This is a genomic window from Aquirufa salirivi (genome assembly GCF_045310485.1).
In the GTDB taxonomy this organism is placed as follows: Bacteria; Bacteroidota; Bacteroidia; order Cytophagales; family Spirosomataceae; genus Aquirufa; species Aquirufa salirivi.
The window spans coordinates 134,759-146,639 of sequence record NZ_JBEWZH010000008.1 but is presented as its reverse complement, the minus strand read 5'-3'; the positions used below and the strand labels follow the sequence as shown (position 1 = coordinate 146,639).

Here is an 11,881-nt window from a genome sequence, read left to right as displayed (position 1 = left end):
GAACGTTCTTTATGTTGTAGGCTTTGTCGGATTCCCAAAGCATTATTTCACCTTTAAATTTCAAGCTTATGAAAGTGCAAGTTCATGCCATCCACTTTACAGCGGATCGTAAATTAGTCGAGAGTATCCAAGCTAAGTTGAACAAATTAGAAACCTTTTATGATCGAATAACCAGCGGAGAGGTATTTCTTAAAATAGAACAAGGGGAGGGGAAAGTCAGAGAAAAGTTACTTGAAATAAAAATTGCTGTACCTGGGGCTATTTTGTTTGTCAAAGAGAAAGCAAGATCCTTTGAAGAAGCCTTAGATTTGGCATTGAATGCCATCGCAGAACAGATTAAACGCTTTAAGGCTAAAATAACGCAAGTTAAAGCTGCAAAAACGGCTCTTGATATATCAGAGTAGTTTTTATATGAACATGAAAAAGGGGACAATTTGTCCCCTTTTTTTTTTATGCAATTTTAAGTATAATTAAAGTTGGAAAGCTGCTTTTACCGCATCGACATAATCTAATTTCTCCCAAGTAAATAATTCTACTTCTTGACTGATTTTTTGTCCATTAGGTCCAACGAAAGTTTTGTTAACTACTTCGTTTTTACGGCCCATATGTCCATAAGCAGCTGTTTCAGAGTAAATGGGGTTTCTTAATTTCAAACGTTGTTCGATGAAATAAGGACGCATGTCAAAAATCTCTTCTACTTTTCTAGCGATTTCGCCGTCTGTTAAGTTCACTTTCGCTGTTCCGTAAGTATCAATGAACAAACCGCATGGTTTAGCTACACCGATCGCATAAGAAACTTGAACCAAGACTTGATCGCACAAACCTGCCGCAACTAAGTTTTTCGCAATATGGCGCGTGGCATAGGCTGCTGAACGGTCTACTTTGGAAGGATCTTTTCCTGAAAATGCCCCACCACCGTGAGCACCTTTTCCACCGTAGGTATCTACAATAATCTTACGACCTGTTAAACCCGTATCACCGTGAGGACCACCAATCACAAATTTCCCTGTTGGATTAATGTGGTAGGTAATCGCATCATTGAATAATGCCTGTAATTCAGGTTTCAAACTAGCTTTAACGCGAGGAATAACGATTTCAACAATATCTTTTTTGATTTTTGCCAGCATTTCTGGTTCTGCTGCAAAATCATCATGCTGGGTTGAAACTACGATGGTATCAATACGTTGTGGTACATGATCATCGGAGTATTCAATTGTTACTTGAGATTTAGCATCAGGACGCAAGTAGCCAATTAATCCAGACTCGTTGTTACGAATGTTGGATAATTCCTGAAGAATTTTATGGGCTAAATCCAATGCCAAAGGCATGTAATTATCTGTTTCTTTCGTAGCAAAACCAAACATCATTCCTTGGTCACCTGCGCCTTGCTCCTCTGGATTGGCACGCTCTACACCTTGGTTGATGTCAGCTGATTGTTCATGAATGGCAGATAAAATACCACATGAATTGGCTTCAAACATGTATTCTGATTTAGTATAACCAATCTTACGAATTACTTCTCGGGTAATTGCTTGAACATCTAGGTAGGTATTTGTTTTAACTTCTCCAGCTAAAATCACTTGACCTGTAGTAACCAATGTTTCACAAGCTACTTTTGAAGTAGGATCAAAAGCCATGAAGTGGTCAATGAGTGCATCTGAGATTTGATCGGCCACCTTATCGGGATGTCCTTCAGATACCGATTCAGACGTGAATAAGTATGCCATTGGCGAAACAGTTTATATGTTTGATGTTATAATTCTGACAAAAATACAATTTATCTTACGAAGCTACAAATGCTATTTTAGCTTTTAAACACTTATTTTGAGCTAATTATTAAATGGTAAACCGCACGAATAAATGGAAGGATTGGAACACTGGCCATCAAGCTGAGATCTTCCCAAAAACTGGTTTTTTCATCCAAAAAGCGCAGCATTTTACTTCCTTTATTTTTTTGAAATAAAGCTTCAAATACCTCACTCCCTGCCATGGATTGTTCTAAAAGCACTTGTAAAAAGACCTTATCCAGCCAGGTTTTAAAAATGTGTTGAGGAAGAATCAAGCCTTGCGGGTGATCCTTTTCAAGCTCTTTGACTAAGGCTTGATTGATGCGCTGGGTGCGTAAAAAACTGTAACCCGTGGAAGCTTTGACAAAGCCCCCCGAAGTACCTATTCGGATGATTTTTTCGGATATCCTTTGACGAGCCCTTTGATCTAAACACATTGGAATAATCCCTTTTTCTTCTTCTTTGATTTGATAGTCTTCTTCGCCCAATCCATAAAATGCCTGCAAATAAGATTTGATTTTATCTCGATAAAAGGAAGCTTCTCTCACATGGGCGGAGAAAAATGTATATTCGAATAATGCTTTTTTAGATGATGTGGGAAGGATGTACATAAACTCACATTCTTTTCCTTGTGCCACTCGGAAATCAAATAAGTGAACCGCATCTGATTTAAAGATAGGGAAGTGGGATTCAATCTCCCAACCTAGAAAATGTTGCTTGATATGCTTCGGATTATTGATTTCGCAGGGATAAGCTGTAAAGGAATCAAAAACTTTATCCGTGGCATAAAAATCGCCCATGGAACTTTGGACCTTGGTATCTTTTTCTTCTGGAATAATTTGTAGAACCTCGGCTTGTAAAAATTCAATGTTGGGGAATTGACTCAGCTGCTTTTTGATGTAAGTATACCAGTCTATACTTCGGATTTTATGGTATTGAAATGGAGCAATGTCTAAAGCGATGCTCTTTCCATGTGGACCATGAAACCATAAATTTTTCCAGCTTTTTTGTGCCAAATCATCAAACTCTTCGGGCCTATCTGACCAATAACACCAGGTTTTATCATTTTCAGATTTGCTGGAAAGGTCAATGATTAACATAGGCTCTTTCGCTCGCTTACTTTGACTTAAAAAATAAACCAAAGATAGAGCAGACATACCTCCTCCAGCGAAAATGTATCGATACGTTTTACTGGAAGGGACATTCATACGCATGAGGCATTAAATATGGCGTTCTGCGTGATAACTAGAACGAACCAATGCCCCAGATTCTACATAGGCTAATCCTCTTTTTAGACCTTCTTCTTTGTACATAGCAAAGGTGTCTGGATGAATCCATTCAATCACCTCATGATGCATTTTGGTAGGTTGCAAATATTGACCCAAGGTTAACACGTCTAAACCATGTGCGACTAAATCATCCATGGCTTTAAAAACCTCTTCTTTGGTTTCACCTAAACCCAGCATAATGCCTGATTTTGTTCTTTTTCCAAAGTCTTTAGTTCGTTGGATTTGTTCCAAACTACGCTCATATTTAGCCTGAGGGCGTACATATCGGTATAAACTAGCCACCGTTTCCATGTTATGCGAAACAACTTCTTGTCCAGCTTCAATCATGCGAATCAAGGCATCCCAATTTCCTTTGGTATCTGGAATTAAGGTTTCAATGGTCGTTTGCGGTGTGCTTTCTTTCACCGCACGAACCGTTTGATACCATATTTCGGCTCCTTTGTCTTTCAGTTCATCACGGTTGACAGAAGTAATAACGGCATGTTTTACTTGCATCAACTTTATGGCTTCTGCTACACGTCTTGGTTCATCCTCATCGTATTCGGGTGGTCTGCCAGTAGCTACGGCACAAAAAGTACAGGAACGAGTACATACATTTCCTAATATCATGAAGGTAGCAGTACCCTCACCCCAGCATTCGCCCATGTTGGGGCAGTTGCCTGATTGACAAATAGTATGTAGTTTATATTCATCCACAATCTTCCTAACATTCGTGTATTTCTCACCAATGGGTAGTTTGACACGGAGCCAATCGGGTTTACGCGTGTTAGCAGCTGGATTTATCTGAGGTAATTCAATCATCTTGTATCAATATGTTCTTCCGAAGAAAAAAGTTAAGTAACCAGTTGTGTAAACTGATCTAGGACTTGTTTGGTTAAGTATTTCAACGGGATTTTGGAATACATCCACAATAAAGCCTACTTCCAAACTTAAATAATTATGCTTAATCGTATTTAGTTCTATGTCAAAGCCAGATTTCAGATGCCAACCGGGCACCATTTTAGCATCAGCACTACCCACAAAATAGCCTCCTTCACCGATGATTACTGAGCGGCCAGTGGTGTTGGTCATGGATTCTGTATAAGGAATTGATTTAATGATGGTTCTTCCTGTGGCAGGATCTAAAAAAGAGACATCCACATAGTAGGGAATTTTAACACCTAGACTAGGTCCTGTAGCCAAAATCCCTCGTAAAGCGGCTCCTCCTTCACTGGATTTTTTGAACAACATCCATTGCATCCCAAATTCTGGTCTAACGATCAATAGGTTGTTTAACTTACCTTCAATGTAGCTTCGTCCGTTATAAGAAAAAGGGGAAGTGAACTCGCGATAATCCTTTACATTAACAATGTCTAGACCAATGATGGGTTGGCGACTCGGATTCTTATTCCAAGATTTCCGCAAATTGATACCACCAAAAATTCCAGAATTGGTCGTGGTGGTTAATCCAATGGCCCAAGTTCCTCGTTCTGCCAGTGAACCAGCGGATGCGGGAATATTACCTGTTTTACTCGAAGCATTATTGGCTTTACTGCTGCTTTGATTTGGACTAGTTGTGGTACTGGTACTACCACTTCGTTGCGCCCACACCAACGCGGGCATCAATAAAAGAGCCAAAATATAATGAGGTAAAGCCTGCTTCATGTTAACGGCTAGTATATGGTTTCAAATCCTCATTGGATATGTCCCAATGAGAGGCATGGTAAGTACATTTACCTCCATCAATGACTAAAATTTGGGGCGATTGATGTTCTACTTGAAATGTTTCAGCAATTTGATTAGAAATAGGTCGAAAAGCAATTAAATCTAATAAATATGCTGGGGTATTATCTTGATCCCAAGCCCTTTCTAATCTATTTAAGGAAGTTGCGGAGATAGAACAACGGGTGCTATGTTTAAAAATAAGAACAGGTTGTTTTTGAGAATCTTCTAAGATTTGAGCTACTTGCTGAGCGTCGTTTAATGTATTCCAGTTCATAAAGAATGATGCAGGTTTTCTGCTTATTTCGTAATTTTAAAGATTCACCTTCAAATTTAAGAAAAACTTGAGAGTTTGGCTGTATTCTTTTGCCTTGTTTTTGTATCGTCAAACCCTGAGAGGCTTGTCAAAGTTCCATCCCAAGGCGAAACTTTGGAATCAAGGTCAAATGGAAGTTTGGCAAGGTCTTGAAAAAACGTTTGCTCATCAAGATCAACCCGTTGCTTGGTTTCATACAGCCTCTTTGGGGGAATTTGAACAGGGAAGGCCCATCATAGAAGCTTATAAAAAGCAGTTTCCATCGCATTTTATTTTAGTAACCTTTTTTTCGCCGTCTGGTTATGAAGTTCGGAAGAATTTTTCAGGAGTGGATTTCGTTTCCTATTTACCCATGGATGGAGCAAAGACTAGTGAGCGTTTTTTAGACCTTGTAAAACCATCTTTAGCCATTTTTGTCAAATACGAATTTTGGCATTTCTACCTTACAGGATTAGCCAAACGACAGATTCCCTTATTGCTTGTATCTGCGATATTTCGACCCAAGCAAGTATTTTTTGCTTGGTATGGTGGTTTTTATCGTAAGCTATTGAGGCAGTTTACTCATTTGTTTGTCCAAGATGAAGTGTCCAAAGAATTATTAACTCAAATCGGAATTAAGCATGTTCATGTGGCAGGTGATACTCGATTTGATCGGGTTTATGCTCAGTCCAAACAGGTGAGTTCTTGGGATTTATTAGATGAATTTTTAGATGGACAAGCCTTTGCTGTTTTAGGTTCTGTTTGGCAAGCCGACATGGATCGAATAATACCTTTGATCAATAAACAATCGTTACCCATCAAATGGGTCATTGTCCCACATGAAATTCATCAAGCTGAATTGGAACAATGGAAAAGTGCTATTACTTTACCATCTGTTTATTCTAAAGGTAGTTCAACAGAAGGCTTAGCTAATCATCAAGTAGTATTAGTCAATGAAGTCGGTCGCCTATCTTCGATTTACCAAGGTGCCGATTTTGCTTTTATTGGTGGGGCTTATGGTGCTGGATTACACAATACCTTGGAAGCCGCCGTGTTTGGTCCCGTTATCGCTTTTGGAGATCAGAATTATTTGAAATTTAGAGAAGCTTGTGCCTTATTGGAAGAGGGTATCGCTAAAACTATTTCTACTACCGAAGACTTAGATAAATACTGGTTAGACTTGTGGGAAAAGCCCGATCAAAGAGCGCAAATTAAGGCTAGATCAGAAGCTTTCATTGCAAAAAATATGGGTGCTACGGATGCCATCATGCACATTTTAATGAACTTACAACATGACTGAGTCTAAGAAAAAAGGATTGATTGTGCGCTCCACGGGTTCTTGGTATGAAGTTCGTTCGGAAGAAGGAAAGGTATATAATGGGCGATTGAAAGGTAAATTTAAATTGAAAGGTCCTCAAACCTCGAATCCCATAGCTGTGGGTGATTGGGTCATGTATGAAATGGAAGATGAGGTGCATCAAACGGTTTTAATTGTGGAGATATTACCTCGACAAAACTATTTGATTCGTAAATCGGTCCATAAAACAGGACAAGGGCAATTGCTGGCAGCCAACATCGATCAAGCCATTTTTATTATGACCTATAAAATGCCTAAAACATCCTTGGGCTTTTTAGATCGATTTTTAGTCACAGCTGAGGCATTTCGTATTCCGGTACAAATCGTGTTCAATAAAATGGATTTACTGAATGAGGAAGAACAAGATCAGGTTTTTGAATGGGCAGGATTATATCAATCATTGGGATATGGAATTTTGTTTACCTCCATTCCGAAGGAACAAGGGATAGAAGAGTTTACCGAGATGTTTCAAGGAAAAGTATCTCTAATGTCTGGCCATTCTGGAGTAGGTAAATCCAGTTTGATGAATATCGTAGCTCCCGATTTACATATCAAAACCAAAGAAGTATCCGATTTTGCGGAAAAAGGAGTTCATACGACTACCTATTCTACGATGTGGGAATTGGGAAAAGATACCTATTTGATCGATAGCCCTGGGATCAAGGAATTGGGGATTTTGGAAATTGAGAAAGAAGAATTGGCGCATTATTTCCCAGAAATGCGTGAACTACTTGGCCAATGTAAGTTTAATAATTGCATGCATTTGTCGGAACCGGGCTGTGTGGTGCGGGAAGCTTTGGAGCAGGGGGATATTGCCGAGTCTCGGTATTTTAGTTATTTGAGTATGCTTGAAAATAATGATAATAGACGCTAAACCTAAAAAACGATGAACAAAGAATTATTATGGGGGATTGATTTGGGGGGGACAAAGATTGAATGCGCGGTTTTGGAAAAGAAGAATCCAAGCCAAGTAGTACTAAGAGAGCGAATTGATACAGAATCTGCTAAAGGTTATGATCACATCATTGCACAGATTAAGATTTTGGTTGATCGAGTGTCAGGCATCATCGGCGAAAAGCCTAAGGCCATTGGATTTGCTACACCGGGTGTTTTAAATCCCTTGACCAATACCATGAAAAATTGCAATACCGTTTGTTTGAATGGGCAAGCCTTAGCGACGGATTTAGCCAATACCTTAGGCTGCGAGGTAAAACTAGCCAATGATGCGAATTGCTTTGCTTTAGCAGAGACACTATTGGGAGCAGTACAAGATGTTAACCCAAATGCAGAAGTCGCTTTTGGTGTTATTATGGGAACAGGAGTAGGAGGAGGCTTGGTGGTTCATGGTAAAATCATCAATGGCCTACATGGCATTGGCGGTGAATGGGGACATAATATTTTAGAGGATGATGGAGATGCCTGTTATTGTGGTAAATCGGGTTGTGTAGAAACGGTCATTTCAGGTCCTGCTTTAGAGAAATATTACGAAAAGCATTCGGGTAAAAAAATGAAGTTAAAGGAGATTTTACAGGCTGCCAAGGATCATTCGGATTCAGCTGCTGAAGCGACCGTGGAGCGTATGGTGGATTATTTCGGAAGGGCTATTTCTACCTTAATCAATGTAATGGACCCAGATGTCATTGTGATTGGTGGAGGCGTTGGCAATGTCGATTTATTGTATTCTGAAGGCTATGAGCGCATTAAAAAGTATATTTTTAATTCCAGAGAAGTTCATACACCGGTAGTTAAACCTAAATTGGGGGATAGTGCAGGGGTATTTGGAGCGGCGATGTTGTATAGTTAGTGGCTACCTTTGGGACACCACCTACATATGTCTCGGACGCCAGTACATGGGGATCATGATAAAGTCTGATTGCTGTCAGACTTATACATCCAAATTGGAGTGATAGGTCTGATTTTGTCAGATCTATAAACTAGTTATGCGCAACCTAATTACCGCTCAATTAGGATAATCTCAATTTTAAATAATACAGAAGATGGAATCTTTTAATATATACATAAAGAACGGACTAGATACTTATTCAATGTCTCAAGTACCTGAAGACGATTTGCAAAAAATTGTAACTGCCTATGATAATGGAGAAGGAAGTGTTTTTATTAATGGAGAAAGGCGATCGCTCTACGAATTAGTAAAGATTAAGGTTTTTACTTATAACGATTCTTGGGACACTTGGAATGCATTTGTAAATTCTGTTGAAGTTAAGCCTTATTATGAATTCAGTTCGTTGACTGGAAAAATTGCAATTGGAATACCTGCACTTGCAATGAAAGGCACTGATGTAACCAAGGATTATTTTAATCGTGATTATGGATGGAAAAAGAAATCTGATAGTGAAAATATTTTTATGCTAAAAAAACAATATATCAGCCATGAAAGAATTGAGTATCTAAAGACAGTAAAGAGTGAGAAACATGATTTTAGAAAACTCATTAGAATCTGCGAGGAAATAAATATTACATATAATCTTGACTGCTTTTACGCTGTTGGAGGCATGTTACGGTCACTAATCGACCATGTTGCACCTATCTTTGGTTATACTAATTTTGGTGAAGTTACAAACAATTATAACGGAGGAAAAAGTTTCAAAGAAGCTATGCAGCAACTTGAAAAATCAATGAGAAAGATTTCTGATTCATTTCTTCATACTTCAATTAGGAGTAGCGAGGTCTTACCTGTCGCAAACCAGGTTGAGTTTATTGCACCGATTGACCTACTTCTTTCGGAAATTATAAGGATAACAGAAAGTAAAACAAAATAAAGCCGCACGTGTAAAATACTATAAGAAATGCCTAATAATGACACTAGAACAAATTGGAATACTGACAGGAATTCTCTCTGCAATCTGCACAGGAATTTTTTTTATTACCAAAAACTTTAAAGAAAGTCGCAGAAAATTAAGAAATAGAATATGTGGACAATGGGGAAACGAAGGCGATATAATCAAGAGTAAATTTGAAACACATTTTGTTGAGTTAGAAATAGACCTCGACATTGATGATGGAGAGATAACCGGAACAGTTAGGTCTCGTAATGTCAATTCAGAAACCATAAGTCCACTTTGTTCAATAAACGGTAAACTCAAATTTAAATCAGCTGTTATCAAACTTACTCATGTGAGACATGGAGAACAATTACTTTATGGAACCGCTATTATTAAACTGAAGAAAAAGACGTTACACTGGAAATTAAACCAAGGTGTCGCAGATTTTTTCCCCAGTTATACTAGACTGCACAGACAAGGCAGCGCATAACAGCGGCCTTGCGCCATTGCCGTTATCATCCTTAAATTCAGCATTTCGTTTCGCATTTATTTTTATCTTAGCAGGACAAATTAACGTTACGTAGTCGGCAACAGCGCAAGGCCGCGGAACGTTATCGGCAAGCTTAAAATGACACAGTGAAAAGACCAAGACAACATATAATTGAAACAGAATCTAAGAAGCATCTTAATTCAATAATTCCTGACCATTGGGTAGCAAGAGAATTGGCTTCTGACTATGGGCTTGATTTTATGGTTGAGATATTCAAAGGCGAAAGCTCAACAGGTAGTATTTTTTATTTACAGCTAAAGGGAAGTGACCAAATTATTGAAGACAATGTAATTTCATATCAACTCAAAAAAGAACATATTGAATATTACAGTTCGATTCCCAGTCCTGTTTTATTCGTGCTTTTTAGCACCACGACAAAACAATTTTGGGGGCTTTGGTCAAACTTGCTTAAAGACGTTCTAATTGCAGAAGGCTCTAAACAAAAGACCTTCAAGCTAAACTTAGACAAAGGTCATTTAATCGACAAGAGTTTTTTTGTGGTGTTAGAAAAATCCTTTAGCACTGAATTACCCAAAAAAGTAAACATTTCAATCATTACGACAAGTGACAAAGGAACTTTGTATCATCAACAATTAATAAAATGGATTCAATATTATTACGGTGAATATGTAGAAATTGACAATAGTCAACTTCCTTCAACACTCAAATTTGAATACAAAGAAAACCCTGAAAACTCATTATCAATTTCGGTCACTGGCTCAAGAAAATCTTTTGACTTGGCTGCTATTGACATTTCAGATGACACATTCTTTTATTTACCTATTTTAGACATTAATCATTGCCCAAAGCAATTTAATGAGGTTTTGATTTTAGTTTCATTTTTACTTCATAAGTATAATATTAGAAATTCTATAGAGCTTCTTATCAAAAATATTGGGCAATATGAAGGGCAGTTATTGAACCCTATATTTCTATTTGAAATAATAAAAAAAGGAATTGAATCAAATTCTATTCTTGAAATTCAAAATTTATCAAAGGCAACAATTGAACAAAATCGACTTGATATTTTCCAGTTGGTGAACTTTTCAATTCTCACTTTTAATACTGAAGGAAGATTAACTGATTTGTATCAAAGCAATTTGTTGAATGCAATCGAGAAACTAAAAGACAAATCTTTGATTGGGACGTTTAGTTATAACCTTGCAAATTCTTATCGTTCAACTCACGAATTGTTTTTAGCAAGCAAGTTTTATCAAAATGCAAGAAAAAATAAACCGGAATATTTGGACAAATTCTATTGGTGGTTTGAATATGCAGGAGTTTTGTTTCTCTCATCGCACTATTATTTTTCTGAAAAGTTCTACAAAAGGAGTTATGAATTAAATAGTGAGCATTTTGCTCCATTAATTTTTTCACTTCTGGGAGATTCACTATTTTTTCAAGGAAAATTTAGTGAAGCAAAAGATGAATTCGACAAATTTCTTAACGTTGAATCCGAATTTTCTTTTGAGGAAATATTCTTAAAGCGACAAGTCTGCGAAAATTTTATTCTAGCCAAACTTGACAAAATATCATTTGACTTTGAAAAATCGAGAGAATTAACCGAGCAGGCATTTAAAGACAAGAATCCTGAAATGTTAACAGAAGCAATTGCTTCTTTCCCATTAAATGGTTTAGCTTGGTTCAATTACGGTGTATTCCTAACGGACAATAATGACAATGAAAATGCCTTTACAGCCTTTTTAACAGCAGCTTGTATTCAAGACTGGGACAAAGAAGCCTGGAAAAATTGCTTTTTAATATCCCTTAATCTAAACAAACAAGACGGACTACTTTTGATATACAATGTTATTCTAAATAAATTTGGAATAGAATCGGTGAATTATATTGCAGAACACCTTCTTAAAGACCCAAACCTTGAAAGTGAAACAAAAATAGAATTGATAAAGGCATTTTCGGACTTAGCTACAACAAGAAAACAAAGCGATGACAAGAAAGCCAGCACATAACAGCACCTACAAGAAATTGGCGGTTCAGTGGTTAAATGAAGCTTTGTGCTTCGTATCAAGTTCAGTTATGGCAGACAGTTTTCGTCTCCGAAATTGCCAACTTCTTGTAGCTGCAACCGTTAGCGCAAATGCCTTGAAAATCGCGTGGA

The 11,881-nt window shown here is 37.6% G+C and carries 12 protein-coding genes; 7 read left to right on the top strand and 5 right to left on the bottom strand.

Features of this window, described 5'->3' with window-relative positions; genetic code table 11:
• Positions 1 to 68: 68 nt before the first annotated feature.
• On the top strand, positions 69 to 404 hold the full coding sequence (locus U0R11_RS11595) for an HPF/RaiA family ribosome-associated protein (protein ID WP_166232858.1): 336 nt from the start codon (positions 69 to 71) through the stop codon (positions 402 to 404).
• Positions 405 to 470: 66 nt separating this feature from the next.
• On the opposite strand, the gene metK is transcribed toward U0R11_RS11595, so the two are convergent.
• The 5 genes from metK to ytxJ form a co-directional block, all read right to left on the bottom strand.
• Entirely contained in the window at positions 471 to 1,727 is a 1,257-nt protein-coding gene (metK, locus tag U0R11_RS11590) for a methionine adenosyltransferase (protein ID WP_406751835.1), read from the bottom strand.
• 92 nt (positions 1,728 to 1,819) lie between these two features.
• Positions 1,820 to 3,001 carry a lycopene cyclase family protein gene (locus tag U0R11_RS11585; RefSeq protein WP_406751834.1) on the bottom strand — a complete coding sequence of 394 codons (1,182 nt, stop codon included), beginning with the start codon at positions 2,999 to 3,001 and terminating at the stop codon, positions 1,820 to 1,822.
• A gap of 6 nt (positions 3,002 to 3,007) precedes the next feature.
• Complete coding sequence (lipA, locus tag U0R11_RS11580) at positions 3,008 to 3,877, bottom strand: lipoyl synthase (RefSeq protein ID WP_406751833.1); 870 nt, start codon at positions 3,875 to 3,877, stop codon at positions 3,008 to 3,010.
• Positions 3,878 to 3,883: 6 nt separating this feature from the next.
• The gene (locus U0R11_RS11575) at positions 3,884 to 4,720 is read right to left on the bottom strand and encodes a hypothetical protein (protein WP_406751832.1); all 837 of its coding nucleotides are present in this window, start codon (positions 4,718 to 4,720) and stop codon (positions 3,884 to 3,886) included.
• Between the two features lies 1 nt (position 4,721).
• Positions 4,722 to 5,054, bottom strand: a complete 333-nt coding sequence (gene ytxJ, locus U0R11_RS11570) for a bacillithiol system redox-active protein YtxJ (protein ID WP_166232848.1) — start codon at positions 5,052 to 5,054, stop codon at positions 4,722 to 4,724.
• Between the two features lie 124 nt (positions 5,055 to 5,178).
• On the opposite strand from ytxJ, the gene U0R11_RS11565 reads away from it, so the two are divergent.
• The 6 genes from U0R11_RS11565 to U0R11_RS11540 all read left to right on the top strand — a co-directional run bounded on the left by U0R11_RS11565 (position 5,179) and on the right by U0R11_RS11540 (position 11,732).
• The gene (locus U0R11_RS11565; protein ID WP_166232846.1) at positions 5,179 to 6,372 is read left to right on the top strand and encodes a 3-deoxy-D-manno-octulosonic acid transferase; all 1,194 of its coding nucleotides are present in this window, start codon (positions 5,179 to 5,181) and stop codon (positions 6,370 to 6,372) included.
• On the top strand, positions 6,365 to 7,303 hold the full coding sequence (gene rsgA, locus U0R11_RS11560) for a ribosome small subunit-dependent GTPase A (RefSeq protein ID WP_166232844.1): 939 nt from the start codon (positions 6,365 to 6,367) through the stop codon (positions 7,301 to 7,303). Before U0R11_RS11565 ends, rsgA begins: the two co-directional genes overlap by 8 nt.
• Positions 7,304 to 7,315: 12 nt before the next feature.
• Positions 7,316 to 8,233, top strand: a complete 918-nt coding sequence (locus tag U0R11_RS11555; RefSeq protein WP_406751831.1) for an ROK family protein — start codon at positions 7,316 to 7,318, stop codon at positions 8,231 to 8,233.
• A 241-nt stretch (positions 8,234 to 8,474) separates the two neighbouring features.
• Complete coding sequence (locus tag U0R11_RS11550) at positions 8,475 to 9,209, top strand: hypothetical protein (RefSeq protein ID WP_406751830.1); 735 nt, start codon at positions 8,475 to 8,477, stop codon at positions 9,207 to 9,209.
• Between the two features lie 37 nt (positions 9,210 to 9,246).
• Positions 9,247 to 9,702 (top strand): hypothetical protein, encoded by a 456-nt coding sequence (locus U0R11_RS11545; protein WP_406751829.1) that lies wholly within the window; start codon positions 9,247 to 9,249, stop codon positions 9,700 to 9,702.
• Positions 9,703 to 9,848: 146 nt separating this feature from the next.
• Positions 9,849 to 11,732: a DUF4365 domain-containing protein gene (locus U0R11_RS11540; RefSeq protein WP_406751828.1), complete on the top strand. Its 1,884-nt coding sequence runs from the start codon at positions 9,849 to 9,851 to the stop codon at positions 11,730 to 11,732.
• Positions 11,733 to 11,881 lie beyond the last annotated feature (149 nt).

Excerpts from the sequence above, each read along its gene's own strand:
- U0R11_RS11575 (WP_406751832.1), bottom strand. The coding sequence starts at position 4,720 with ATGAAGCAGGCTTTACCTCATTATATTTTGGCTCTTTTATTGATGCCC.
- U0R11_RS11595 (WP_166232858.1), top strand. The coding sequence starts at position 69 with ATGAAAGTGCAAGTTCATGCCATCCACTTTACAGCGGATCGTAAATTA.
- ytxJ (WP_166232848.1), bottom strand. The coding sequence starts at position 5,054 with ATGAACTGGAATACATTAAACGACGCTCAGCAAGTAGCTCAAATCTTA.
- rsgA (WP_166232844.1), top strand. The coding sequence starts at position 6,365 with ATGACTGAGTCTAAGAAAAAAGGATTGATTGTGCGCTCCACGGGTTCT.
- U0R11_RS11585 (WP_406751834.1), bottom strand. The coding sequence starts at position 3,001 with ATGCGTATGAATGTCCCTTCCAGTAAAACGTATCGATACATTTTCGCT.
- metK (WP_406751835.1), bottom strand. The coding sequence starts at position 1,727 with ATGGCATACTTATTCACGTCTGAATCGGTATCTGAAGGACATCCCGAT.
- U0R11_RS11555 (WP_406751831.1), top strand. The coding sequence starts at position 7,316 with ATGAACAAAGAATTATTATGGGGGATTGATTTGGGGGGGACAAAGATT.
- U0R11_RS11550 (WP_406751830.1), top strand. The coding sequence starts at position 8,475 with ATGTCTCAAGTACCTGAAGACGATTTGCAAAAAATTGTAACTGCCTAT.
- U0R11_RS11545 (WP_406751829.1), top strand. The coding sequence starts at position 9,247 with ATGACACTAGAACAAATTGGAATACTGACAGGAATTCTCTCTGCAATC.
- lipA (WP_406751833.1), bottom strand. The coding sequence starts at position 3,877 with ATGATTGAATTACCTCAGATAAATCCAGCTGCTAACACGCGTAAACCC.